General features: G+C 30.1%; 23 protein-coding genes. 22 read left to right on the top strand and 1 reads right to left on the bottom strand.

All coding sequences use genetic code 11. The features are described from left to right. The first annotated feature begins 15 nt into the window (after positions 1–15). Both FVE74_RS07095 and FVE74_RS07090 read left to right on the top strand, forming a co-directional pair. On the top strand, positions 16–1,152 hold the full coding sequence (locus tag FVE74_RS07095; RefSeq protein WP_147003867.1) for a phosphoheptose isomerase: 1,137 nt from the start codon (positions 16–18) through the stop codon (positions 1,150–1,152). Between the two features lie 8 nt (positions 1,153–1,160). Next, the gene (locus FVE74_RS07090; RefSeq protein ID WP_147003866.1) at positions 1,161–2,285 is read left to right on the top strand and encodes a hypothetical protein; all 1,125 of its coding nucleotides are present in this window, start codon (positions 1,161–1,163) and stop codon (positions 2,283–2,285) included. A gap of 114 nt (positions 2,286–2,399) precedes the next feature. Here the strand turns inward: FVE74_RS07090 and sfsA are convergent, their stop codons facing one another. Next, positions 2,400–3,137, bottom strand: coding sequence for a DNA/RNA nuclease SfsA (gene sfsA / locus FVE74_RS07085; RefSeq protein ID WP_147003865.1), 738 nt, complete (start codon positions 3,135–3,137; stop codon positions 2,400–2,402). Between the two features lie 335 nt (positions 3,138–3,472). Between sfsA and FVE74_RS07080 the strand changes: the two genes are divergently transcribed. The 20 genes from FVE74_RS07080 to FVE74_RS06985 all read left to right on the top strand — a co-directional run bounded on the left by FVE74_RS07080 (position 3,473) and on the right by FVE74_RS06985 (position 25,796). Next, entirely contained in the window at positions 3,473–3,595 is a 123-nt protein-coding gene (locus tag FVE74_RS07080; RefSeq protein ID WP_146960487.1) for a Vpu, read from the top strand. A gap of 219 nt (positions 3,596–3,814) precedes the next feature. Then, a complete protein-coding gene (gene purD, locus FVE74_RS07075) occupies positions 3,815–5,077 on the top strand; it encodes a phosphoribosylamine--glycine ligase (protein ID WP_147003863.1) in 1,263 nt (420 codons plus the stop codon). A 421-nt stretch (positions 5,078–5,498) separates the two neighbouring features. Further along, positions 5,499–6,602, top strand: coding sequence for a hypothetical protein (locus FVE74_RS07070; protein WP_147003862.1), 1,104 nt, complete (start codon positions 5,499–5,501; stop codon positions 6,600–6,602). An 81-nt stretch (positions 6,603–6,683) separates the two neighbouring features. Next, positions 6,684–7,634 (top strand): endolytic transglycosylase MltG, encoded by a 951-nt coding sequence (gene mltG / locus FVE74_RS07065; protein ID WP_147003861.1) that lies wholly within the window; start codon positions 6,684–6,686, stop codon positions 7,632–7,634. A gap of 126 nt (positions 7,635–7,760) precedes the next feature. Then, complete coding sequence (gene tilS / locus FVE74_RS07060) at positions 7,761–9,299, top strand: tRNA lysidine(34) synthetase TilS (RefSeq protein WP_147003860.1); 1,539 nt, start codon at positions 7,761–7,763, stop codon at positions 9,297–9,299. Continuing rightward, positions 9,283–11,673 (top strand): ATP-dependent zinc metalloprotease FtsH, encoded by a 2,391-nt coding sequence (gene ftsH / locus FVE74_RS07055; RefSeq protein ID WP_147003859.1) that lies wholly within the window; start codon positions 9,283–9,285, stop codon positions 11,671–11,673. The genes tilS and ftsH overlap by 17 nt, the downstream gene beginning before the upstream one ends. Before the next feature lie 111 nt (positions 11,674–11,784). Continuing rightward, positions 11,785–12,201: a hypothetical protein gene (locus FVE74_RS07050; protein WP_147003857.1), complete on the top strand. Its 417-nt coding sequence runs from the start codon at positions 11,785–11,787 to the stop codon at positions 12,199–12,201. Positions 12,202–12,524: 323 nt separating this feature from the next. Further along, positions 12,525–13,262: an ankyrin repeat domain-containing protein gene (locus tag FVE74_RS07045; protein ID WP_232053903.1), complete on the top strand. Its 738-nt coding sequence runs from the start codon at positions 12,525–12,527 to the stop codon at positions 13,260–13,262. A 95-nt stretch (positions 13,263–13,357) separates the two neighbouring features. Continuing rightward, positions 13,358–15,064 (top strand): phosphoenolpyruvate--protein phosphotransferase, encoded by a 1,707-nt coding sequence (ptsP, locus tag FVE74_RS07040; RefSeq protein WP_147003855.1) that lies wholly within the window; start codon positions 13,358–13,360, stop codon positions 15,062–15,064. Positions 15,065–15,358: 294 nt separating this feature from the next. Continuing rightward, positions 15,359–15,919, top strand: a complete 561-nt coding sequence (locus FVE74_RS07035; RefSeq protein ID WP_147003854.1) for a DJ-1 family glyoxalase III — start codon at positions 15,359–15,361, stop codon at positions 15,917–15,919. Positions 15,920–16,099: 180 nt separating this feature from the next. Further along, on the top strand, positions 16,100–17,026 hold the full coding sequence (rsmH, locus tag FVE74_RS07030; RefSeq protein ID WP_147003853.1) for a 16S rRNA (cytosine(1402)-N(4))-methyltransferase RsmH: 927 nt from the start codon (positions 16,100–16,102) through the stop codon (positions 17,024–17,026). A 7-nt stretch (positions 17,027–17,033) separates the two neighbouring features. Further along, positions 17,034–17,453, top strand: coding sequence for a cell division protein FtsL (locus FVE74_RS07025; RefSeq protein ID WP_147003851.1), 420 nt, complete (start codon positions 17,034–17,036; stop codon positions 17,451–17,453). A gap of 203 nt (positions 17,454–17,656) precedes the next feature. Then, positions 17,657–17,968 carry a hypothetical protein gene (locus tag FVE74_RS07020; RefSeq protein WP_147003850.1) on the top strand — a complete coding sequence of 104 codons (312 nt, stop codon included), beginning with the start codon at positions 17,657–17,659 and terminating at the stop codon, positions 17,966–17,968. Then, entirely contained in the window at positions 17,968–19,941 is a 1,974-nt protein-coding gene (locus FVE74_RS07015; protein ID WP_147003849.1) for a V-type ATP synthase subunit I, read from the top strand. The genes FVE74_RS07020 and FVE74_RS07015 overlap by 1 nt, the downstream gene beginning before the upstream one ends. Positions 19,942–20,010: 69 nt before the next feature. Further along, complete coding sequence (locus tag FVE74_RS07010) at positions 20,011–20,484, top strand: V-type ATP synthase subunit K (protein ID WP_018499629.1); 474 nt, start codon at positions 20,011–20,013, stop codon at positions 20,482–20,484. A 63-nt stretch (positions 20,485–20,547) separates the two neighbouring features. Further along, positions 20,548–21,099 carry a V-type ATP synthase subunit E gene (locus FVE74_RS07005; RefSeq protein ID WP_147003848.1) on the top strand — a complete coding sequence of 184 codons (552 nt, stop codon included), beginning with the start codon at positions 20,548–20,550 and terminating at the stop codon, positions 21,097–21,099. A 235-nt stretch (positions 21,100–21,334) separates the two neighbouring features. Continuing rightward, positions 21,335–22,333 carry a V-type ATP synthase subunit C gene (locus FVE74_RS07000; protein WP_147003847.1) on the top strand — a complete coding sequence of 333 codons (999 nt, stop codon included), beginning with the start codon at positions 21,335–21,337 and terminating at the stop codon, positions 22,331–22,333. Beyond that, positions 22,326–22,634 (top strand): V-type ATP synthase subunit F, encoded by a 309-nt coding sequence (locus FVE74_RS06995; RefSeq protein ID WP_021746909.1) that lies wholly within the window; start codon positions 22,326–22,328, stop codon positions 22,632–22,634. The genes FVE74_RS07000 and FVE74_RS06995 overlap by 8 nt, the downstream gene beginning before the upstream one ends. A gap of 17 nt (positions 22,635–22,651) precedes the next feature. Next, positions 22,652–24,424, top strand: coding sequence for a V-type ATP synthase subunit A (locus FVE74_RS06990; RefSeq protein ID WP_147003846.1), 1,773 nt, complete (start codon positions 22,652–22,654; stop codon positions 24,422–24,424). After that, positions 24,417–25,796: a V-type ATP synthase subunit B gene (locus tag FVE74_RS06985; RefSeq protein WP_147003845.1), complete on the top strand. Its 1,380-nt coding sequence runs from the start codon at positions 24,417–24,419 to the stop codon at positions 25,794–25,796. The genes FVE74_RS06990 and FVE74_RS06985 overlap by 8 nt, the downstream gene beginning before the upstream one ends. The last annotated feature ends 2 nt before the right edge of the window (positions 25,797–25,798 follow it).

Raw genomic sequence — 25,798 nt, 5'->3', positions numbered from 1 at the left:
GAAAGGAATAAAATTATGAAACAAACAAAAGAAGAGTGGGCGAGATATATTCAGGATGAAATTCAAAAAAATGATAGTTATGATAATTATAAGCATGCATTTATTGAATATAAGGATTATTTAGAGAAATATCTTTTGAAAAATCCGCGAGATGTAGAAAAGGTATGTCAATTAGCGATAGCTTATTTTACGGTGTATCAAGATGGAAAAACGAGTGTGAATGTATTAGAGGAGTTTTTGAAAAAATATTCAAAAGATTTAAATGATGATGAGAAGGCTATTATTTATCAGGATTTGGCTGATTTATATGAAAAAGATGCTTATGATGATAAAATGTGTAAGTATTATTTGACAAAATTAATTAAAATGGGGAAACAATCAGTGGTTGTATGGGAAGTATTGGGAGAATATTATTTAAAAAGAAAAAAATACAAAAAGGCACTTGAATGTTTTCAGGAAATGGAAAAATTTTCAGATGAGAAGGAAATAGAAGATGATTATAATTATGGGATAACGTTGTTTTATTGTGGTTATTTTGAAAAAGCGAAAGAAATGTTATTGAGATGTTATGAAAAGGAACCTGAAAGTGCAGGAATTTTATATGCATTGGCACTGTGCTTACATTATACCAATGATAAAAAATTGGCTGAGCCAATTCTGGATAAATTGTTAGAGAAAGTGTCGTTAGAGAAATATTATTATGATGAGCAAATTTTATTTGAAGAACTTATAGACTTATATTATTTATTTGAAGAATACGATAGGTGTGTCTTGGTTTTTGAAAAAGAGATAGATGAACTTGACTGGGAAGAACGTTTTTATTATAATATGGGTTTTTCATTTTATTTTTACAGTTTAAAAAAATTAAGAAATTTTAAGAAAGCAGAAAACAAATTGTCAGAATTGATTCAAAAACATAATAAGTATATTGAAAAAATTGAAGTTGGAGAAATTTATGACAAAAAATACTGGAATGAAGAAGAGATTGATGAATTTATTGAAGAAGAAAAGAATGAAATAAAAAAGATTTTGGAGATATATAAAAAGATAATGAATAGTAATTATAAGCCTCAAAATACAAAAATAAATTTAGAAAAAATGTATAAAACTTGCTATTTAGTTGATTGTCCAATACATCAAAAGTTAGGTTAGGAGGAAAATTGGAAAAACAAAAAAATTTAGAAAGAAAAACGGTAAAAGAATGGATAAAATATATTCAAGAAAAAATTAGAAATAATAGTGATTATGATTCTGTTTATGAAGAGTATAAAATATTTTTGGAAAATAAATTGAAAGAAAATCCCAAAAATGTTGAAGTTATTTGTCAATTAGCGGCAGTTTACAATGAATTAACTTATCAATGGGATGATATTTATAAATTATTGAATGAATTTATTAAAAAATATGAAAATGAATTGACTAATGAGGAAAAATCACGGATTTATACTAATTTAGGTTTTTATTATGATGATCAGAGATATGGCAGTAAGAGAGCAATTAGAACTTTGAGAAAGGCTGTTGCATTTAATCCAAATAATTCAAAGGCTTATTATGGGCTTGGGGCGGATTATTATGGTGCTGGGAAATATGATAAGTCGGAAGAAATGTATAAAAGAGCTTGTGAATTAGAAAATAATCCAATTTATAAGTTTGAATATGCAAATTTGCTGATGATTAATGGAAAATATAAAGAGGCGAAAATAATTTTAGAAGAATTAATAAAAAAAGATTTTGAATTTGAAAAAGAAGATTTTGCTAAGATAAAGTATATTTATATTGCGAATAAGGTTCAGTTGAAGGAATTTGTAAATATTGAGGCTCAAATTAATGAATTAATGTTAGAAAATATTGATAATAATTATTTTTTTTGTAGTGATTTAGAAAGTCTGTATTATTTATCTGAGAATTATAAAAAACTTGTAGAAATTTATTTAAAAATAGACGCTCAAAAGGATTGCCAAGTACCATATGAGGAACTACCAATTTATTTTTATTCATTAAAGCGATTAAATAAATTTGATAAATTAGAAAAATCTTTTGAGAAAGCATTGAAATTTAAAAATGAAGAAATAGAGGATGTTAAAAATGGAGAATTTAAAAGAGAGTGGACAAAATCTGAGAAAAAAGAAGAAATTAGGGAGATAAAAAGGCAAATAAAGAATTTGAAGGCGGAGTATGAGAAAATTTTGAAAACAGATTATAAACCAGAAGTAAAAATTTATCCTAAATTTTTATATGACTGTTTTTTGATAGATTGTCCACGACATCAAAAATTAGATAAATAAAGTTTATAATTTTTGTAAATTAAGTTGAGGCAATATTAAATTTCTTTATAATTAAACAAAAAATTAAATATTTCAGATTAAGAAATAAGAGGGAAAAGAGATTCTAGAAAATTACTAAAATCTCTTCTCCATTATCCCAATTTTCTTAACAAAATAAACATTCCCATCTTCCCTATATTCTAAAAGCATCGGATAAATTTCAACACCATTTTCTATCACTTCATAAAAAGTTTCAGAAAATTCTCTGTCGACAATATGTTCGGGTGCAAAAATTTCAGATTTTCTGAATATTAAAATAAAAACTGCTGTCCGAAATCCTTCTTTTTTAAGTTCCATAAGTTCCCTCAAATGCTTTAAGGCACGAATTGAAGGAGAGCCAGGAAATTGAGCAATTTTTCCGTTTACTAAAGTACAACCTTTTACTTCAATAAAAATTTTTTCTTTTTCAGTTTCTAAATAGAAATCTAGTTTACTATTATTATGCTTAATTTCAGGTTTTATATACGAGGGTTCTCCAAATGGAGAAATTTCATTATCGTGAAATATGGCTTCTGTAATATATCGATGAAAAGCCGTATTTATAAGAATAATCTCTCCATGAACTTTTACTGCGATAATATCCCATTTAGTTTTACGATTTTTATTATTTGCCTTTTTTATCAACAATTCTGCACCATCAATCAATAATTCCGTCAATCTTCCAGTATCGTGCAAATGAGCAAAGTCTTCTCCTGAATATTCTTCATTTTCAGAATCTTTAAATTCAAATCTAACAGTAAATCGAGTTACTCTTTCCTTAAAATTCACAATTTTGTCATAGTTTATCGTATAAAGAATTTTGTTTTTTTTCATATATTTTTCCTTTTTTTAGTATTTTTGATTTTAGGATAACATATTTGAAGTTAGGGAGCAAGAAAATTTTATAAATTTAATGTTTTTTATTGATTTGGGTATAATTTTTATGATATTATAAATTTGTAGTGAAATGGAAAGGAGATAAAAATGACTATTATTGAAAAAATATTTTTACTTGCTGCAATTTGTAGTATCTTGCAATTCGCTTTAGAAGTGTATAGAGAATACCAAAAGCACAAGAAAAATAAGGACCAATAACAAAAAGGGCTATGGTTCAACAAACCCTCTGGCCTTTTCACTACATTTATTAATTTAAAAGAGGAGTAAAAAATATGTTTGAAAAAATAATGTTAGTATTGTCTATAATAATTATAATATTAGCAATTATAACTTGGACATTAAAATACATCAACTGGAAAAATGAAAAAAAAGATAAAAAAAATAAGCCCCAATAACAAAGGGCTTTGACTATTATTGAATTTAATTACAATAATAGTATATCATATTTAAAATAAAAGTCAATAGTTAATTAAAAACATTTGAATAATTTTAAATGAAAGTAAATAATAATGTAAAATAATGATGTAATATTGCAAGAAAATATGATAAAATATATTTATAAAAAAGATATAAAGTAAATCAGAAATATAAATATTCAAGGAGGAGACAAGGAAATGAAAGTATTAATCGTAGGAGCAGGTGGAAGAGAACATGCAATTGCTTGGAAAATATCTCAAAATGAAAAGGTGGAGAAAATATTTATAGCACCAGGGAATGCGGGAGCGGAGTTATTGCCAAAAGCTGAAAATGTGAATTTATCGAATAATATAGATGAGTATGTTAAATTTGCTAAGGAAAATAATATTGATTTGACATTTGTTGGAAGTGAAGAATTATTAGTAGCTGGTATTGTTGATGAATTTCATAAAAATGGGTTGAAAATTTTTGGGCCTAATAAACAAGCGGCAATTCTTGAAGGAAGCAAGGCTTATTCTAAAGATTTTATGAAAAAATATGGGATAAAAACTGCTGTTTATGAAATCTTTGATAATGCTGAAAAAGCGAAAGAATTTTTGAATAATTGGAAAGATTTTCCTGTAGTTGTAAAAGCTAGTGGTCTTGCGGCTGGGAAAGGTGTAATTATTGCTCAAAATCTTGATGAGGCGATAAAAGCGGTTGATGATATAATGATTGATGAAAAATTTGGAGATGCTGGAAATCAAGTTGTAATTGAAGAATTTTTGGATGGAGTAGAAGCTTCAATACTTTCATTTACAGATAGCAAAGTTATTGTACCATTGTTATCAGCAAAAGATCACAAAAAAATTGGAGAAAATGAAACAGGATTAAACACAGGTGGAATGGGAGTTATAAGTCCTAATCCTTATGTGACAGATGAAGTTTTTGAAAGTTTTAAAAATGACATTATGAATCCGACTTTAAAGGGAATGCAAGCTGAAGGAATGGATTTTGAAGGTGTAATTTTCTTTGGACTAATGATTACGGCAAAAGGTGTTTACTTGCTTGAATACAATATGAGATTAGGAGACCCTGAAACTCAAGCAGTTCTACCATTATTGGAAAATGATTTGTTAGAATTAGTAGAATATTCATTTGATAAAAAATTATCGGAATTAAATGTTACTTGGAAACCACTTCATGCTTGTTGTGTTGTAGGAGCTGCAGGAGGATATCCAGAAAGTTACAAAAAAGATGATGTTATAACTGGAATTGAAAATGCTGCAGATGATGAATTAGTATTTATCGCAGGAGCAAAATTTGAAGATGGAAAATTCAAAACTAATGGTGGAAGAGTATTAAATGCTGTTGCATTTGGAAAGACATTGGATGAAGCTAAGGAAAATGCTTATAAATTGTTGAATAAAATTAAATTTGATGGAATGTATTTTAGAAAGGATATAGGTAGAATTAAGTAAAATAATCGGGAAGAAAAAACTGTTTTAATTTTAGGACAGTTTTTTTGTTATATAAACAATTATTAAACGGCGGACTAATATAAAATATAATTTTTATTTTTTAAATTAGATTTAGTGGAAAATTCCATTGTTACCAAATAAATAAATATAATAAAAGCCAGTATTTGAGATTAAGTCTTGTAAATTGGAAAATATAATATAAAATATTTAATTTGAAATTTGAAAAATGTGTGATATAATTAGAAAAAACTGGAATAATAAAACTAAAGTTTGAAAAAATTATTGTAACTTTAGGGTTTGGAATTTACGCTTTTTCTATCTAAATTTTAGTAAAGGATTTCGATTTCCTAATGTGAAGATATTTATTTCAAACAGGATTTAGTATAAAGAAGTTTTATTATAATAAAAAAATGAAAAAAAGGTGAATACTTTGGATAAGCAGAAATTTAATCAATATAGGAAAGTAAAATTTTACATCGCAGTCTGTTTCTGGATATTTTCATTGTCAATGTTTGCTGGCGGGAGCAGAAAAGCTGTTAGTGAAAATAAAAGTGGCGAAAAGAAAATTAGTGGAAATAGAGTTGAGGATGAGGCGATAAAAATTGATATTATTATTAATAAAGATAGTAATACTGATTTTGAAAATGAAGATTTGGAAAAAACAGATGATGAAGATGGGGATTTGATTTATTTGGATCGGATTCAGGATGAGGAAGAGGAAAAACAACAGAAAAAGTTGAAAAAAACTAATAGAATTGAACGATTTATAAAAAAAATAGATGATAAAGTTAATCCGATTATAAAATTTCAAACGGCAAAGAGTTATGGAACGTGGTATTTGATAAAAACAGATGATAATTCGGAGAAAAACTTGAAAAATGTAAGATATGATTTTTTGCAGGAGGAAAATGGATATAGAATAATTAAAAGTTATTTTGATCCGCAGACTGATAAATGGAATGAAGAAATGCAGAGAGGGTGGATCGAAGAAAAAAAAGGGAATGTGTATTTGGATATTGAAAAGAAATATTTTAAAAATAATAGGAATGAAATTATATTCTTTGATAAAAATTATCGCTATATGATTATAAGATATTATAATGGAGTTACAAGAGTTCTTTCACGTTATCCGAATAATAATAAAATTTCACTTGAAAATGATGAATTGGATGAGTTTGAAAAAATTGTGGATAATAAAAGTAATCTTAAGAATCTTGATTATGATGTAAATATGAAAAGTATTCGGGAACTTGAGAATGAAAGGAAAAAAGCTGAATTAAAAAATAGAACGGATGATTTGGAAAGAAGATTGAGTGAAAATCCTGCAAGTGTGTTTCAAATTGATACAATTGGTGCAAAAAGGGAATTTGAGAGAAGAATGAGAAAAGAGGGAATGACAAGGTTTGAAACTAAGGATGGAACTAAAAGTGTAGAAGTTATTGAGCTTAATGATGAGGATTTAAAAAATAAAAATTTAAAAAATAAAAATAAAATAGAAAATAATGGTAAAGATACAAAAAAATGAAAAAATTAATTGAAAAAGTTCACATTAATTGAAATTTGTAGATTTTTACAAATAAAAATACTGAATATTTGGGAGAAAAAAATGAAAAATACATTGAAAATTACTTATGTCATAATATTTTTAATATTGTTTATGTGTCTGTCACTCTTTTTTAACTTCTTTTTTGCAAAAAGGGAGTATAAAAATGTTAATGTAAATGTAAAAAAAGGGACAAATTTTATACAAATTTATAAAGACTTAAAATTGAATTATGGAATTATGGATAGAATATATCTAAAATTAAATGGTGGAAATATAAAGTTAAAAGTGGGAACTTATAAATTTAATGGGAAATATTCAAAATATGAAATTATAAAAAAAATAAAGAATAGTGAAACTAATGGAATAAGACTTACAATTCCTGAAGGATTTACATCAAAGCAAGTGTTTGCTCGGATGGAAGCGCTTGAATTGGGAAATACTGAGGAAATTAATAAAGCTTTGAGCGAGGTTGATTTTCCATATCCGCATGAAAATAATAATTTTGAAGGATATTTCTATCCTGAAACTTATATTTTTTCTGAAAATGTTACAACAAAACAAGTTATTAGAACTATTCTTGATGAGTTTTTGAAAAAATTTCCGCCTGAAAAATATCCTGACAAGAAGAAATTTTACGATGATTTAAAATTGGCTTCTATTGTGGAAGCAGAAGTGCCTGATGAAGCGGATAAGCCTAAAGTTGCCGGAATATTTTTGAAAAGATTAGAAATTGGGATGAAGCTGGAGTCAGATGCTACGTTAAAATATGAGTTGGGAAGACAGGCTACGAGAAATGATTTAAAATTACAGAATACAGCGTATAATTCGTATAAAGTCAAAGGATTGCCTCCAACACCAATTGGAAATCCTCCAATTGAAACTTTTAAGGCTGTGTTAAATGCTGAGAAGACAGATGATTTATTTTTCTTTACATATAAGGGAAAAACATATTATTCAAAGACACATGAGGAACATTTGAAAAAACGTCGTGAGAGCGGGCAATTAAAATAAATCTAATTAAATTAAAATTATAGTTAAATTAAGTAGTGTAAAACAAGGAGTTTGGCTATTTGTAAGAGTAAAAATATTGGACATATAGATTTAATGGAAAAAAATAAAAAATTGGGAATAAATTTAATGGAAAAAGTAAAAAAAATAGAAAAGAAAATATTGAAGAGATCAATAGAAGTTATTGAAAAAAAATTGATTTCAGAAGGAGATAAAGTTCTTATTGCATTTTCTGGAGGGCCTGATTCGGTTTTTCTTTATAATTTTCTAAAATTTTTAAAAAGTCGAATTTCGATGGAAATTTCACTTGTTTATGTCAATCATAATTTGCGGGCTGATGTTGAGAATGATTTGAAATTTGTAAAAAAGTTTGCATCTGAAAACGATGTTGACTGTTATATTCAAAGTGTGGATGTAAAAAAATATTCAAAAGAAAATAAGAAATCATTGGAATTAGCGGCTAGGGAATTACGGTATGAAGCGATTGAGGAAGTTAGGAAAAATATTGGGTATAATAAAATTGCAACAGGTCATAATATGGATGACAATGTGGAAACTTTTATTTTTCGGCTTTTACGTGGAACGTCTATGAATGGGTTAAAGGGTATTCCAGAAGTGCGTGAGAATATAGTAAGACCAATTTTAGGATTTGAAAAAAGTGAAATTTTGTATTTTCTGAAAAGTCGGAATTGGGAATATTTAGTTGATTATACAAATAATGAAAATGATTATACGAGAAATTTTATTAGAAATGAAATTTTTCCTTGCTTTGAAAGGGTTAATCCAGATTTTAGAAGAAAAGTGGAATCTTTGATTGTGGAAATTAATGAAAGAAATTTTGCTGGAGCGGAAAAATTTGAAAATGAGAAAAATTTAGAAAAGGGAAATTTTAAAATTCTAAAGAAAAATGAGGTTAATCAAAAGGATGAATTGAGTTTTTTTCTGAAAAAAAATAATGTGCAAGTTTCAAGGGAAAAGATTGATCAGATTTTTAGGAGTTTTTTTAATAAAAATGGAGAATTGAAAAATGCAGGGACAAAGGAATTTTATTTAGGAGAAAATAAAATTTTGCAAAATGTTTATGGGAAACTGGAAATTGTAAAGATTTTAAATAGAAATACAAAAGAAGATCTAGAAAGTGATAAAAATAGAATATTATCTGATAAAACCATAATTTTAAAGGAAAATCAAAGTATTAAATGGTATAATTACAAAATAACCCTATATGAAAATATTGAAAATTTTAAAAAGGATGAAAATGCAGAATATGCTATTTTTAAAATTGATGATAGAATAGAAAATGGGGAATTTTTTGTCAGAAATAGAAAAGATGGAGATAGAATTTCTTTGAAAAATTTAGGACATAAAAAGGTGAAGAAAATCTTGATTGATGAAAAAGTTCCAAAGGGGGAAAGAGATTTTGTTCCGATTGTAGGAGTTAAGGTTTCTGGAATTCAAAATAATTTAGAGTTTTCAAGTGATGATGTAAAATTGGAAAATGGAAATACTAATGAAGTGACAGAAATTTTAGCAATTTCGGATATAAAATTTTCAAAATTTTTGGAAAAAATTCAGGAAAATGAGATAGAAAAAGAAATAAAAAAATTAGGAAACGGGAGTAAAAGTAAATTATTAGTAATTGGGAGGAAAAATGGCAGAGAAAGATAAAAACGATATTAGAAAGCGGTTGGAAGAATTGCGGAAGGATAACAATAGAAAAAATAATAGACAGGATGATGGAAATAAATCTCCATTTTCAGGATTTCTGTTCTTTATTTTCGTAGTGTTGCTATTCACTTTTACAGCGATATTCCATCAGGATATACAAACTTATTTTCAAGCTAAAAAGGAAATTTCATATACAGAATTTGTAAATAGGACACAAGCTGGGGAATTTGCTGAAATAAATGAAAAAGATGATAAATTGATTGCACAGTCTCATGAAAATGGAAAAGATACCCTTTATTTCACAAAGAAAATAACAGATAGAGTCGGAAATGAACCGATTATCATTAATGCGATTGAACGTAAGAAAGTGAAGTTAAATTCATTGCAGCCATCGGGAGGAAGTTTCTTCTTGCTACTTTTAGGGCAATTTTTACCGATGATTATAATGATAGCTCTTATGGTTTATTTAGCTAAAAAAATGGTTGGAGGTTCACAAGGTGGAGGACCTGGAAACATTTTCGGATTTGGAAAATCTAGAGTTAATAAAATTGATAAAAAGCCTGATGTAAAATTTGATGATGTTGCAGGTGTTGATGGAGCGAAAGAAGAATTACGGGAAGTTGTTGACTTTTTGAAAAATCCTGAAAAATATACAAAAGCTGGGGCAAGAGTGCCGAAAGGCGTGCTTTTGTTAGGAAGACCTGGAACAGGGAAAACATTGCTTGCAAAGGCGGTTGCTGGTGAATCTGGAGCTTCGTTCTTTAGCATTTCAGGTTCGGAATTTGTGGAAATGTTTGTTGGGGTTGGTGCTTCACGTGTAAGGGACTTGTTTGAAAAAGCTAAGGAATCTAGCCCATCAATTATATTTATTGATGAAATTGATGCTATTGGTAGAAGAAGAAGTGTTGGAAAAAATAGTGGAAGCAATGATGAAAGAGAACAAACATTGAATCAGCTGCTTGTTGAAATGGATGGATTTGAAACTGATACAAAAGTTATCGTGCTTGCAGCAACAAATAGGGAAGATGTGCTTGACCCTGCGTTATTGCGTGCTGGACGTTTTGATAGACGTGTGACAGTTGATGCGCCTGATTTACAAGGACGTATTGCGATATTGAAAGTTCATTCGAGAAATAAAAAGCTTGCTAAAGATGTAAGACTTGAGGATATTGCTAAAATAACTCCAGGATTTGTCGGAGCTGATTTGGCTAACTTGTTAAATGAAGCGGCTATTTTGGCAGCAAGAAGAGCCAGTGATACGATAAAAATGGCTGATCTGGATGAAGCTGTAGATAAAATTGGAATGGGACTTGGACAAAAAGGTAAAATTATTAAACCTGAAGAAAAGAAATTATTGGCTTATCACGAAGCTGGACATGCTATTATGACTGAATTAACACCAGGAGCTGATCCTGTTCATAAGGTTACAATAATTCCTAGAGGTGAAGCTGGTGGATTTATGATGCCGCTTCCTGAAGAAAAATTAGTAACTACAAGTAAACAGATGCTGGCTGAAATAAAAGTGCTGTTTGGTGGGCGTGCCGCTGAAGAAATCGGATTGGAAGATATAAGTACAGGTGCTTATTCTGATATAAAGCGTGCTACAAAAGTCGCAAGAGCTTATGTTGAAAGTGTCGGAATGAGTAAAAAATTAGGACCAATTAACTTTGAAAATTCAGATGATGAATATTCATTTGCTCCAAACAAAAGTGATGAAACAGTTAGGGAAATTGATCTTGAAATAAGAAAAATACTAACTGAAGAATATTTAAATACTTTAAATACTTTACAGGATAACTGGAGCAAATTAGAAGAAGTAGTGGCATTATTGCTGAAAAAGGAAACTATTACTGGAGATGAAGTTAGACGAATCATTAAAGGTGAAACAGCTGAGCAAATTTTGAAGGAATCTGAAAATTCTGACAAAGATGAAAAAACTCAAAGCTTTAAAACAGAAGAAGTTAAAAATAAAGAAATTCAAAAATCTGAGAGCGAAAAAGCAGCAGAAGATGCTAAGCAGGAATTAGAACTTGAAAATGAAACAGAAAATAAAGTGGAAGAAGATGCTAAAAAGCTGGAAGAAAAAAATAAAACTAAAAAACTAGCTGAAGCTGTAAGAGAAATTACTGGAAAATCAGACTGGTCATCGGAAGGTGATTCTGATTCAGAAGGAACAGAAAATAGTAAAAATGATGATGAAAATAAAGACAAAGATAAAAAAGATAAAGATAATAATAATTCTGATGATTCTTCTGATAATAATGGCGGTTCTGGAAGTGATGGAAATAAAGATGAAAATGATGATTCTTCAAATCAGGCAGGTAATAATAAAAAGAAAAAAAATAATTTTAAATTGCCTAGTTTTATGGAGTAGAATATAAAAATTTAAAATATTGGGAAATAACATTGATAAACTTTGTTATTTCTCTTTTTTTTGTTTAAAATATATAGTATAATACAAATATGTAAGGAGGTAATTTTAAAGATGAAAAAGATAATCTTAATAATAGCAGTTTTAGCATTAGGAATAATGAATTGTTCAAAGTATGGAAAAGAAAATAAAAAAAGTAAAAAGCCAAATACAGCAACAGTTTCAAAAAAGCCAGATATTTTAAAAATCAGTTATGAAGATTATATGAAGCAAAGAATGGAAGATACGAGAAGAGATGCCTTGCCTGTGGATGTAGATGGACAAATGATAGAAGCATGGAAATCAGAAGTTGCAAAACTTTATAATTTACTTTTAGGAGAGTTATCTGACAAGGAAAGGGAAAAGTTGCGTTTGAATCAGAAGGAATGGGATACGAAAGTAAATACTGAATCTAAAGAGAAAAAATTAGAAAATATAGAAAAAAAGGCAATAGAAATGGCAAAACGATATGATAAAATACGGAAAAAATAAATTTTTTTAAAAGAATTTATAAATATAGATATTAAAGTATTTTCATCAGTAGAAAAAATACAAAAATTAAATCAGGAAAAGCATCTAATAAATACGTGATAAACTGATTGAATAAATGAAAAAATAATAATACTAGAGATAAAAGCAGAATTTTATTTATTTGAAAATGGGCAGTTTTACAATTAACAGAGTATAAGAATAATAAAAATATAAAAAAATTATGAAAATATGGAAAAAAAATTTGCACTTTTAAAATGATATGGTATAATACTATTAGTGAGGTATAAAAAGTGAGTAAGTTTTTTTTATTTAAAAGGAATAAAATGATCTTGGGTATAATTTTATTGCTTTTTAGTCAAATAATGTTTCCAATAACTTTTAAATATGACACTGGAGAAAATCTGGTAACGAAAAAAAAGGAAGAGGATACGAAAGAAAGGCAGATAAAATCATTGCTTGATGCTATTCGAAAGCATAATAACAAATATGTTCAGTTTTATCTTGCAATTGAAAAAAATATTAAGAACCGTAAAGGATTGCTAGAAGAATATATAAATAGACCTGCAGGAGTATATGGAGTAGATTTGAACGAATCATCGCTAATTGCCGGTGGAGGAGCTGAATTAGTCGATGTCAACTCTAAAAGCAAGGATGGGTATACTCCGATTATTGTTGCTATTGAAGCAAGAAATCAGGAAATACTGAAACTTCTGATTGAAAATGGGGCAAATTTATATGAAAGACATCCAATTTTTAATAGAACGACTGTGGGAACGGCTGCATACTATGGAAATGAAGAAGCAGTGGAAACATTGTTAAAAAAGGATTCCAGGCTTGCTAATATTGGAAGTACGGTGGATGGCTGGACTCCGCTTGAAGATGCAACATTGAAGGCAAATGTGGAAATTGTAAAGATGCTGTTAAAATATGGAGCTAATCCGACACTTACTGATAAGCATGGCGGTACTCCAATGGATATGGCGACAAAGTTTGGAAAGGGAGAAATTGTTAAAGTTTTGAGGGATCATATAAAGGCTAATAGAAGTAAGTATTATAAGTAAATTTATGTTTATTAAGTTTAAAGTTAGTTTAATTTTAAAAAAATTGCATTAAAATTTGTTTGTAAAAAAAAATTATATATATAGAGGAGAAAAACATGAAAAGAATGACAGGAATTGGTGCTTCTGAAGGAGTATCTATAGGTAAAGTATTACTTTTTATAACAGAGGAAATTGTTGTACCGGAAACTAAGGATGAAAATTCAACAATTGAAGCTGAACTTGCAAAATTGGAAAATGGATTGAAAAAATCTAAAATGCAGTTAATTGCAATTAGAGAAAAAGTAAAAGAGAAAATGGGAGAAGATAAAGCAGCAATTTTTGATGGTCATATTATGCTTCTTGAAGATGATGATTTAATTTCGGAAGTTGAAGATAAAATTAAAGGAGATGGGCTTCCAGCCGCAAAAGCATTACACGATGGAATTAATGAATATTGTGATATGATTTCACAATTGGATGATCCATATTTAAGAGAAAGAGCTGCTGATTTAAAAGATATAGGTAAAAGATGGCTTAAAAACTTGCTAGGTATGAAAATTCATGACTTGAGCAACTTGGAACCAGGGACAATTGTTGTAACTGAAGACTTGACTCCATCTGATACTGCTCAATTGGATTTGGAAAACTGTATTGGATTTATTACAGAAGTTGGAGGAAAAACAGCCCATTCTGCAATTATGGCAAGATCGCTTGAATTACCGGCAGTAGTTGGAGTAAAAGGAATTTTGACAGAAGTTAAGGATGGAGAACTTGTTGTTATGGATGGAGAAACTGGGGAATTATATCTGGAACCATCTGAAGAATTGATTAGCGAATATGTTAAAAAACAAGAAGTGTTAAAAAAAGAAAAAGAAGAATTAAGAAAATTAATTCATGAAGATGCAGTTACTGTTGATGGAAGAAAAGTCGACATTTGGGGAAATATTGGAAGTCCTAATGATGTTGATGCTGTAATCGAATCTGGAGCAACTGGAATTGGATTATATAGAACAGAATTCCTATTTATGAACTCTGATCACTTCCCAACAGAAGAAGAACAATATCAAGCATATAGAGTAGTTGCTGAAAAAATGCAAGGAAAACCTGTAACAATAAGAACAATGGACATTGGTGGAGATAAAGAATTACCATACTTAGACTTGCCAAAAGAATTAAATCCATTCTTGGGATATAGAGCAATCAGAATTTCATTGGAAAATAAAGATATGTTCAAAACTCAATTGAGAGCGATTTTAAGAGCATCTCAATATGGACAAATTAAAATTATGTATCCAATGATAAGTTCAATTAATGAAATTAGAAAAGCAAACGCTATTTTGGAAGAATGTAAAAAAGAACTTGATGAAATCGGAAAAATTTATGATAGAAATATAAAAGTAGGAATAATGGTTGAAACTCCTTCAACAGCTATTGTTGCTTATAAATTTGCAAAAGAAGTTGACTTTTTCTCAATCGGAACAAATGACTTGACACAATACTTCTTAGCAGTAGATAGAGGAAATGAAATGGTTTCAACTTTATATAATTCATTTAACCCTGCTGTATTGGAAGCTATTCAAAAGGTAATTGATGCTGCACATGGAGCTCACATTAGTGTAAGTATGTGTGGAGAGTTTGCAGGAGATAAGAGAGCTACTAAGTTGCTTTTAGGAATGGGACTTGATTCATTTAGTATGAGTGCTTCATCTGGTTTAACTGTTAAGAAAATAATTAGAAATAGCAGTTATGCTGATGCTCAAAAATTTAGAGATTTAATTTTGCAACAAGACACACCTGAAGATGTTATAGCAAAATTAGTTTAATAAATTAAAAAAGGCTAGTGATATTATTTATTAGCCTTTTTTGTCTTTATAATTTTATGATAAATTCTATTTGAAAAATAAAAACTATATTTTATTTATTTTCTGAACAAGGATCAAGATTTTTTGTTAAATAGGATTTATAAATATCTTACTCTAATGGGAAGCAATATTGCTTATTTTTAAAATAAAAGTTGTCAACGTTATTTTTTTATTTAATATAAATTTTTTTGGCAAAGAGTGGAATTTTTTGTCATTAATTAAATTAAATAACACAATAAAGGAGTGGAAAATATTATGAAAGAAAAAAAAGTTGCAGTATTTTTGGCGGATGGATTTGAAGAAGTTGAGGCAATAACGCCAGTTGATTTGCTTCAAAGGGCTGGAATTGCTGTGGATACGGTTTCAATTACAGATGATAATCTTGTGGAAAGTGCAAGAAAAGTGAAAATATTGGCTGATAAAGTTATTGGAGAAATTGATTTTTCAGAATATGATATGCTTGTAATGCCTGGTGGACCAGGGACAGGCAATTATTTTAAATCACAGCTTCTTTTGGATAATGTTTTGAAATTTTCAAAAGATACTGAAAATAAAAGAGTTGCCGCTATTTGCGCTGCTCCAACAGTATTGGCAAGTCTTGGGATTCTAGAAGGGAAAAATGCGGTTTGCTTTCCAGCCTGTGAAGATGATTTGCTGAAGGGGAAGGCGATATTAAAGAAGGAAAGAGCTGTTGTGGATGGGAATATTATAACTAGCCGAAGCGCTGGAACTGCAATGGACTTTTCACTTGCGATTATCGGTGAACTTTTGGGAAAAGAAGTGGTTGAGAGAATTGCAAAGGAAATTGTGCTTTAAAAAAATTGAAAAATAAAAAATTTAAAAAGTTATATGGAAAAAATAAGAAAAGTGTGGTAAAATATCTCAGTAATTGTAAAAGAAATAAAATAATCTGATAATTAATTAGACTGTAAATTACTAATTTAATTGTGATACGTAAAAAATTTGAAATTTAAAAATATTAGAAAGGAGAAATTTATGGAATATCATAAACCTGTGCTGTTTGATGAAGTGATGGACAATATAATAACAGATGGGGATGCGGTTTATGTTGATTGTACGCTTGGCGGCGGTGGACATACACAAGGTATTCTGGAAAATTCTTCTGAAAATTCAGATGTTATTGCAATTGATCAGGATATTCAGGCTATTGAATTTGCCAAGAAAAGGCTGGAGAAATTTGGTAATAAGCTTCAAATATTTCAGGATAATTTTAGAAATGTTGATACAGTTGTTTATCTTGCAGGATTTGAAAAGGTGGATCGAATACTGATGGATATAGGAGTTTCTTCAAATCAGCTAGATAATGCTAAAAGAGGTTTTTCATATAGATTTGAGGCAAGGCTGGATATGCGGATGGACAGTAATTTGAAAATAAGTGCTTATGAAGTTGTCAATGATTTTTCTGAAAAAGAGATTGCTGATATTATTTACAAATATGGTGAAGAGCCAAAATCTCGAAAGATTGCAAAGAAAATTGTGGAATATAGGAAAAATAAACCTATTGAAACTACGACAGAACTTGCAGATATTGTTATACGGTCGATAGGGAAAAGTATGAAAAGACATCCTGCTAAAAGAACGTTTCAGGCTATTAGAATTTTTGTAAATAAAGAACTTGAAGTATTAAGTGAAACGTTGGATAAGGCGGTAAAATTGCTTAATAAAAACGGCAGACTTTTGGTAATTACTTTTCATTCTTTGGAAGATAGGATTGTAAAGGAAAAATTTCGTGAATATGAAGATCCTTGCACTTGTCCAAAGGATATACCGATTTGCGTGTGTAACAAGAAAAGTTTAGGAAAGATAATTACAAGAAAGCCAATTGTTGCTAAAACATCAGAGCTGGAAGAGAATAACAGGGCACATTCGGCAAAATTGAGAATTTTTGAAAGGAGTGAATAAAAGGAGTATGAATAGTGTATCTAAAAATAAAAAAATGCGAATGGAAATATTAGATGTTCCCAAAATTACAAATACAGCAAGATCACACGAAGAGGCAAGAAGAAAAAAAGTAGTAGCTCCTACAGAAGTTAGAAGAAAACTTTCCAGAACTGCAGGGCTAGATAAAAAACTTATAAAAACGGTTATGTTTTATATTGTGATTATAACGTCAGTGGCATTATTAAGATCTTTTGTTGGATATGATGTTGCAAGTTTAGGGAAAAAAATACAAAAAGAAGAGAATAAATTAAAAGAATTAAAAAAAGATGTTGCAAGATTAGATAATGAATTTATTAATAGTGATAATTTAAAAATTCAGGAACAAAAAGCAAAGGAACAAGGTTTTTCTTTTCCAAGTGATCCTACATATATAGATTTGGGAAAATAGTGCTAAAAAAATATAGCATAATTAATTGTGTTATATTTTTTTTATTTAAGGAAGTAGTATAAATATAGGAATAAAAACTTGACAATAATTAAAAAAATTGGTAACATAATAGATATAATGACTAATCAGTCAACTTGAAAAATCTTATCTATTAATGGGTATTATGATTAGTTAAAAAAATAATTTGTGAAGGAGGTTATATCTTGGCAAAAGAAGTTTTGGAAAAGATTAAAAGTGCTGAAGTGGAGTCAGATCAGATTATTGCTGATGCAAATGAAAAAGCAAAGAATATTTTGAAGGATGTTGATCAGAAGATAAAAGATGATGGCGATAAAATAATTTCTGAAGCTAAAATTGAAGCACAAAATCTGGAAAAACATTCAATAGAAGAAGCTGAAAAAAAAGTAAACTCTCTTTTAAGTAGTGAAGAAGAGAATATTAACAGTATTCTGAATATTGATGAGAAAAAAATAGATGAAGTTGTCAATTTGTTGGCAGAGAGGATTGTGAAATAATGGCAATAGTTAAAATGAGCAAATTTGAATTGGTTGTTTTCGCAGAACAGAGAGCTAAAGTATTAAAGGCACTTCAAAAATTTAAGGAAGTAAATTTTGTAGACATTAAGTTGCGTGATGAAAATGGAGAAATAGATAAGGATGCGGTTGAAGGTGTTTCAAAATATGTAAATAATGAAGAATTGACACATATCGATGAAAGACTTTATCAGTTAAGCAGTGCAATTTCTCTTATTAAGAAGTATGATGAAAGAAAGACACGTTTAAGGGATATTATTCATGGAAATGAAAATTATACTTTTGATACATTGTCTAAAAAAGTACTGACTTATGACTGGAAAAAAGTTACTTCAGAATTAAATTCAATTGGAGTGAAGTATTCACAAATAAAATCTGAAATTTCTAAAAAATATGCACGATATGATGAGATTGATTTGTGGGAACGGCTAGATGTAAATCCTATGGAATTAAAGAAATTGAAAAAGGTAAATACATTTCTTGGAACGATACCGTTAAAATTAAAGGGTGAATTTATTGAAGGCATTTCTAAACTTGATAAAACTTATTATGAAGAACTTAAAATAGTAAAAGATGAAGTTTATTATCTTGTAATTTCAAGTATAGATGAAAGTGAAAAGGAAAAATTGTCTGAAGTTTTTAGAAATAGCAGTTTTGGTGTGGAAAATCTTGATATTGATGCAGTTCCGCAAGACTATAAAAATGAATTGCAAAAGGAAATAGGTGAGCTGAAAAAGCAAAAACGTAAACTGAAGGCTCAAATTAAGACTTATAGTGAAGATTTGACTGATTTACAGGCGGTTTATGAATATATGCAAAATAAAAAGCTACGTATTGTAGAATCAGAAAAATTGGCACAAACTGAAAATACTGTTTTAATAAAGGGATGGATTCCTACGGAAAAAGTTCAGGACTTTGAAAAAGTTGTAAAAGGTGAAACTGGAAGCAGTTATTATTTGACGTTTGAAGAAGCGGAAAAAGATGATGCGACAGTGCCGATAAAATTGAAAAATGGAAAAGTTGCGAGTGTATTTGAAAATTTAACAGGGATGTATGCTTATCCTAGATATAATGAAATTGATCCGACACCGCTGTTTACACCATTTTATATTTTGTTTTTTGGAATGATGGGAGCAGATGTAGGATATGGACTCGTTTTGCTGCTTGCAACAATGTTTGTCTTGAAAGTGGTAAACTTAAGTTCACAAATGAGAAAATCGGTTAAATTTTTCTTTTATCTAAGTTTTTCAGTTATTTTCTGGGGAATTTTATATGGTTCATATTTTGGAGCAGAAATACCTGGAATGTGGCGGCTTATAAATCCATCAAAAGAATATAATACTTTATTAATTGGTTCGATTGTATTTGGAGTAGTTCATATATTTATTGGATTGGCAATAAAGGCGTATATGCTTATTAGAGATGGTAAGGCATTGGATGCTGTTTATGACGTGTTATTCTGGTATATGGCACTTATGGGCGGAATGGCTTATTTAGTATTTAAAATGAAAAATTTATCGCCTGCTGTAACAAGTGTGTCAATGTGGATTATGATTGTTGGAATGGTTGGAATCGTACTTACTGGTGGACGTGATGCTAAGGGAGTTGGAGCAAAACTTGGAGGAGGGCTTTATAGCCTTTACGGAATCTCAAGTTATGTTGGAGATTTTGTGTCTTATTCAAGACTTATGGCTTTGGGACTTTCTGGTGGATTTATTGCGTCGGCTATAAATATGATCGCTGGAATGATTAGCGGAAGCTGGGTTGGAATGATATTTATTCCAGTAATATTGCTAGGTGGACATTTATTTAATATGTTCTTGTCTTTCCTTGGAGCTTATGTTCATACTTCAAGACTTATGTATGTTGAATATTTTGGTAAGTTTTATGAAGGCGGAGGAAAGCCGTTTAAAGATTTTAGAACAGAAAATAAATATATAAATCTTGATGATTAGTTTTTTGATTTTCAAGAAAATTAAGTTTAATAAAATTATTAATAAATAAAAAAATTAGGAGGAAATAAAATGAATTTTTCACAGTTTTTAGTACAAAATGGAGGAATCGTAATGGCGACATTAGGTGCGGCATTAGCGACATTATTAGCAGGAATTGGATCAGCAAAAGGTGTAGGAATCGTTGGGGAAGTAGCATCAGGACTTATGAGTGAAGAACCTGAAAAGTTTGGTAAATCGTTAGTATTGCAATTATTGCCAGGTACACAAGGATTATATGGATTTGTTATCGGACTTATGGTGTTAGGAAAATTAAAACCTGAAATGCCAATACAAACTGGATTAGGAATTTTAATGGCTTGTTTACCAATCGCATTTGCAGGATATGGATCAGCTATTGCACAAGGTAGAGTTGCAGCTTCTGGTATTAGCTTACTTGCTAAAAATGAAGAACAAAATACAAAAGGTATTATTTATGCGGTAATGGTTGAAACTTATGCATTGTTAGCATTCGTTGTTTCAATTATGTTATTGGCAAAATTCTAGTTTTATTTTATAAAGGAAATAAAAAGAATTAAATATGACATAAAAAGCAAAGAAGGAGAAAATATGTCTAATTTAGATAATTTAACATCAAAAATATTAGCTGATGCTAAAGCACAGGCAGACAAAATTGTAAAAGATGCACAGGAAAAGGCGCAACATAAATATGATCTTGAAATAAAAAAAATTAATGCAAAAAAAGAAACTGTTCTTGAAAATGCAAGAAGAGATCGTGAACTTCTTTCTGAAAGAATTAAGTCAAGCGCTAATTTAAAGGCTAGAAATAAAAAACTGGAAGCAAAGCAGGCTGTAATTGATAAAGTTATAGATAAATTAAAAACAAAACTTGTTAATATGGATGAAAAAAAATATATTAATTATTTGAATAAAAATATTGATAAAAAAACTATAACTGGGAAAGAGCTAATTGTAAAAAAAGAATTTGTGGGAAAAGTTAAAAAGGAATTTCCAGGTGCAAAAGTAAAGGGAAATGAGTTTGTAACTTCAGGATTTATTATTGAAGAAAATGGGATTCAGGAAAATTACACTTTTGAAGTGAAATTGGACTTTATGAGGGATGAACTGGAAGTTGAAATTTCAAAACTTTTATTTTCATAACAGGTTTATTTTATAACTAGAAAGCTGAATAATAAAAAATTAATATTTTTAGTATAAATTAAAAAATAGGTCTAACATAAAAATAAATTGAGAGTTAATTGTAAAAGTAAAAATTAAAAAGCTGAAAAATAATAACATTTAAATGATAAAAAAAATAAAAAATTAAATGCTGTATCAGTAAAAATTATAACTTTGTACATGCGACTAAAAAATGAATCAGTAAAGGGAGAAAAAGATGGATAGAATGGATTACGGACAGAGTGTCGTAACTATTAGGGTACTGGAAAAGAGGCTTTTAACTAGAAATAGACTGGAAAGAATGATAGAAGCCGAAACTCCCGAAGAAGTGCTAAAATTATTGGGAGAAACAGAATATTCTCAAGATATGGCTGATATTCATGGTAGTCAAGATTATGAAACAATACTGAAAAGGGAAACAGAGCGGGTATTTTCAATTGTGAGAAAAATGGTTAAAAACACTACGATTGTTGATATTTTATCTTTGAAGTATGATTATCATAACTTGAAAGTATTATTAAAAAGTAAAATAACAGGAAAAGATTTTTCAAATTTGCTTATGCAGGCTGGAACGATTGATGCTGGAAAATTTAAAACAAAATTTGAGCTGCAAAGTAATGATTTGCCAAGGGAAATAATAGAGGCAATTGTTGAAGTTCAAAAAGATTTTGAAGAAAATCATAATCCGCAAAGAATTGATATACTTGTAGACAAGCATTACTTTAGAAATTTATCACGTTTAGCAAAAGAGATTGATGTAAAAGTTATTACTGATTATGTTGAAGGATTGATTGACTTTCAGAATATGATAACTTTGCTTAGAGTTCAAAAGCAAAATCGTGATGCGAGATTCTTGGAAACTGTTATTTTTGAAGGTGGAACAATTTCAAAAAATAAAATTGTCGCTTCAATAAATGATAATATAGATACTATTTTGAATAAGTTCAAGAAAGAAAAATTGGGAATGTATCTGGCAAAAGGGTTAGAAACATTTAATGAGACAAAAAGATTATCGGAACTTGAGAAAATTTCTGATAATTATTTAATGGAATTAAATAAAGAATCAAAATATGTTGTATTCGGACCAGAGCCATTATTTACATATTTAGTTGCAAAAGAGCGTGAAATCAATGCAGTCAGAATGATAATGGTAAGCAAGATTAACAACATAAGTTCGGATAAAATAAGGGAAAGGTTGCGTGAAACTTATGCATAAAATAGGTGTAGTTGGAGATAAGGATTCTATTTTATCATTTAAGGCATTGGGAATTGATGTGTATCCAGTCATTACAAAGGAAGAAGCCAGAAGTACAATTGATGAAATGGCAAGCAATGACTATGGCATTATCTTTGTAACAGAGCAAATTGCCACATTAGTTGAAAATACTATTGAAAGATACAATCGTGAAGTGCTTCCAGCTGTTATTTTGATTCCGAATAATCAGGGAAGTCTAGGAATTGGACTTAAAAAGATAGACGAATACGTTGAAAAGGCAATAGGATCGAACATATTTTAGATGAAAGGAGAAATTCATTGAAAACAGGAAAAATAATAAAAGTATCTGGGCCTCTTGTTGTTGCAGAAGGTATGGAAAATGCCAATGTGTATGACGTGGTAAGAGTTTCGGAGAAAAAATTGATAGGTGAAATTATTGAAATGAGAGGCGACCAGGCTTCTATTCAAGTATATGAAGAAACATCGGGAATTGGACCAGGAGAAGAGGTTTTCACAACTGGAGAGCCTTTAAGTGTTGAATTGGGTCCTGGGCTTATTGAAGCGATGTTTGATGGGATTCAACGTCCGTTAAAGGAATATCAGGAAATAGCAGGGGACTTTTTGGATAAAGGAGTAGAGGTTAAGCCTTTAAATAGAGAAAAAAAATGGGAATTTGAACCTGTTTTATCAGCTGGAGCGATAGTTGAAACTGGTGACGTCTTAGGAACAGTTCAGGAAACTTCTGTTGTAAATCATAAAATTATGGTGCCAGCTGGAATTAAAGGGACTTTGAAAACTATTAAAAGTGGAAGTTATACAGTAGTTGATACAATTGCAGTTATTAAAACTGAAAAAGGTGATGTAGAAGTTCAAATGATGCAAAAATGGCCAGTAAGACGTGGAAGAAAATATAAACAGAAATTAAATCCAGAAGCTCCATTAATTACAGGACAAAGGGTAATTGATACATTTTTCCCTGTAACTAAAGGTGGGACTGCTTGTGTACCAGGACCTTTTGGATCTGGAAAAACAGTTGTGCAACACCAAATGGCTAAATGGGCAGATGCTGAAATTATAGTTTATGTAGGGTGTGGAGAACGTGGAAATGAGATGACAGACGTTCTTATGGAATTTCCAGAAATAATTGACCCAAAAACTGGACAATCATTAATGAAGAGAACTGTACTTATAGCAAATACTTCAAATATGCCGGTTGCAGCCAGAGAGGCAAGTATTTATACAGGGATTACAATTGCAGAATATTTTAGAGATATGGGATATTCTGTGGCAATAATGGCTGATTCTACTTCAAGATGGGCGGAAGCACTTAGGGAAATGTCTGGACGGCTTGAAGAAATGCCAGGAGATGAAGGATACCCAGCTTATTTAGGTTCAAGAGCCGCAGAATTTTATGAAAGAGCAGGAAAAGTAATTTGTCTTGGACAAGATGGAAGAGAAGGAGCATTGACAGTTATTGGAGCAGTTTCACCTCCAGGTGGGGATATTTCAGAGCCGGTATCACAGGCTACACTTCGTATTGTTAAGGTGTTCTGGGGACTAGATGCTAATTTAGCATATAGACGTCATTTCCCTGCGATTAACTGGTTAAATTCTTATTCATTGTATCAAGCAAAAGTTGATAATTGGATGAATCAAAATGTAGGACCTGAGTTTTCTAGAAATAGAGCTCGTGCAATGTCATTGCTGCAAGAGGAAAACAGTTTGCAGGAAATTGTTAGATTAGTTGGTAAAGATACTTTATCAGAAAAGGATCAGCTTAAACTGGAAGTTGCAAAATCAATAAGAGAAGATTATTTGCAGCAAAATGCGTTTATGGAGTCAGATACTTATACTTCGCTTGAAAAACAGGATAAAATGCTTGATTTAGTATTGAAATTTTATGATGAAGGGTTAAGAGGGCTTGAAAATGGCGCTTATTTAAATGAAATTGTAGCAATGCCAGTGAGAGAAAGAATTGCAAGAGCAAAATATTTGCCTGAAGCTGAATTAAATAAAATTGATGAAGTGGCAAAGGAATTGGAAAAAGGAATAGATGAACTTGTAAATAAAGGAGGTGTAGCAAATGCTTAAGGAATATAAAACTATTAAGGAAGTTGTAGGACCATTGATGATGGTTGAAGGTGTTGAAGGAATCAAATATGAAGAACTTGTTGAAATTGAAACTCAGAAGGGAGAACTTCGTCGTGGGCGTGTGCTTGAAGTAAATGGAGATAAGGCTGTCGTTCAATTATTTGAAAATTCAGCTGGAATTAACCTGAAAGATTCAAAAGTTAGATTTCTTGGTAGACCGCTTTCGCTTGGAGTGTCTGAAGATATGATTGGACGTGTATTTGATGGACTTGGACGTCCAAAAGACAATGGACCAAAAATTATTCCTGAAAAGACATTGGATATTAACGGAACAGCTATAAATCCAGTTGCCCGTGATTATCCGTCAGAATTTATCCAAACTGGAGTTTCTGCAATTGATGGGCTAAATACTCTTGTTAGAGGACAAAAATTACCAATATTCTCTGGTTCAGGACTTCCACATGCAGAATTAGCACTTCAAATCGCAAGACAAGCAAAAGTTTTGGGAACAGATTCTAAATTTGCGGTAGTATTTGGAGCGATTGGGATTACATTTGAAGAAGCTCAAACATTTACGGAAGATTTTATAAAAACTGGGGCAATAGATAGAGCAGTATTGTTTATGAATTTGGCTAATGATCCAGCAATTGAGCGTCTGTCTACACCAAAAATGGCACTTACTTGTGCAGAATATTTGGCATTTGAAAAAGGAATGCATGTACTTGTAATTTTGACTGACTTGACTAACTATTGTGAAGCATTGCGTGAAGTGTCGGCGGCAAGAAAAGAGGTTCCAGGAAGAAGAGGATATCCAGGATACTTATATACTGACTTGTCAACAATTTATGAAAGAGCGGGAAGAATTAAAGGGCGTGAAGGATCAATTACGCAAATACCTATTTTAACAATGCCTGAAGATGATAAGACTCACCCAATTCCAGATTTGACTGGATATATTACAGAAGGGCAAATAATCTTATCAAGAGATTTATATAAACAAAATTTGATGCCTCCAATTGATGTTTTGCCGTCGCTTTCAAGATTGAAGGATAAAGGAATTGGAAAAGGGAAGACAAGGGAAGATCATGCGGATACAATGAACCAATTATTTGCGGCTTATGCAGCTGGTAAAGAAGCTAAAGAACTGGCTGTAATTTTGGGAGAATCAGCATTGTCTGAAACTGATAAAGCATTTGTTAAATTTACAACAGCATTTGAGGAACAATATGTGGCTCAAGGGTTTGATAATAACAGAACTATTGAAGATACATTAAATTTAGGATGGGATTTACTAAAAATATTACCAAGAACAGAGTTGAAAAGAATTAGAGATGAATATTTGGAAAAATATTTACCTGCAGGAGATGAATAGAC

Origin of the sequence: Leptotrichia wadei, assembly GCF_007990445.1 — a bacterium.
Taxonomy (GTDB): domain Bacteria; phylum Fusobacteriota; class Fusobacteriia; order Fusobacteriales; family Leptotrichiaceae; genus Leptotrichia; species Leptotrichia wadei_A.
Note: the sequence above shows the minus strand (reverse complement) of the source record. Positions and strands in the feature narration are given on the sequence as shown.

Excerpts from the sequence above, each read along its gene's own strand:
- FVE74_RS07000 (WP_147003847.1), top strand. The coding sequence starts at position 21,335 with ATGGATAGAATGGATTACGGACAGAGTGTCGTAACTATTAGGGTACTG.
- FVE74_RS07010 (WP_018499629.1), top strand. The coding sequence starts at position 20,011 with ATGAATTTTTCACAGTTTTTAGTACAAAATGGAGGAATCGTAATGGCG.
- FVE74_RS07015 (WP_147003849.1), top strand. The coding sequence starts at position 17,968 with ATGGCAATAGTTAAAATGAGCAAATTTGAATTGGTTGTTTTCGCAGAA.
- tilS (WP_147003860.1), top strand. The coding sequence starts at position 7,761 with ATGGAAAAAGTAAAAAAAATAGAAAAGAAAATATTGAAGAGATCAATA.
- sfsA (WP_147003865.1), bottom strand. The coding sequence starts at position 3,137 with ATGAAAAAAAACAAAATTCTTTATACGATAAACTATGACAAAATTGTG.
- FVE74_RS07050 (WP_147003857.1), top strand. The coding sequence starts at position 11,785 with ATGAAAAAGATAATCTTAATAATAGCAGTTTTAGCATTAGGAATAATG.
- purD (WP_147003863.1), top strand. The coding sequence starts at position 3,815 with ATGAAAGTATTAATCGTAGGAGCAGGTGGAAGAGAACATGCAATTGCT.
- FVE74_RS07035 (WP_147003854.1), top strand. The coding sequence starts at position 15,359 with ATGAAAGAAAAAAAAGTTGCAGTATTTTTGGCGGATGGATTTGAAGAA.
- FVE74_RS07005 (WP_147003848.1), top strand. The coding sequence starts at position 20,548 with ATGTCTAATTTAGATAATTTAACATCAAAAATATTAGCTGATGCTAAA.
- FVE74_RS07025 (WP_147003851.1), top strand. The coding sequence starts at position 17,034 with ATGAATAGTGTATCTAAAAATAAAAAAATGCGAATGGAAATATTAGAT.
- FVE74_RS07080 (WP_146960487.1), top strand. The coding sequence starts at position 3,473 with ATGTTTGAAAAAATAATGTTAGTATTGTCTATAATAATTATAATATTA.
- ptsP (WP_147003855.1), top strand. The coding sequence starts at position 13,358 with ATGAAAAGAATGACAGGAATTGGTGCTTCTGAAGGAGTATCTATAGGT.
- mltG (WP_147003861.1), top strand. The coding sequence starts at position 6,684 with ATGAAAAATACATTGAAAATTACTTATGTCATAATATTTTTAATATTG.
- ftsH (WP_147003859.1), top strand. The coding sequence starts at position 9,283 with ATGGCAGAGAAAGATAAAAACGATATTAGAAAGCGGTTGGAAGAATTG.
- FVE74_RS06995 (WP_021746909.1), top strand. The coding sequence starts at position 22,326 with ATGCATAAAATAGGTGTAGTTGGAGATAAGGATTCTATTTTATCATTT.
- FVE74_RS06985 (WP_147003845.1), top strand. The coding sequence starts at position 24,417 with ATGCTTAAGGAATATAAAACTATTAAGGAAGTTGTAGGACCATTGATG.
- FVE74_RS07045 (WP_232053903.1), top strand. The coding sequence starts at position 12,525 with ATGATCTTGGGTATAATTTTATTGCTTTTTAGTCAAATAATGTTTCCA.
- FVE74_RS07095 (WP_147003867.1), top strand. The coding sequence starts at position 16 with ATGAAACAAACAAAAGAAGAGTGGGCGAGATATATTCAGGATGAAATT.
- rsmH (WP_147003853.1), top strand. The coding sequence starts at position 16,100 with ATGGAATATCATAAACCTGTGCTGTTTGATGAAGTGATGGACAATATA.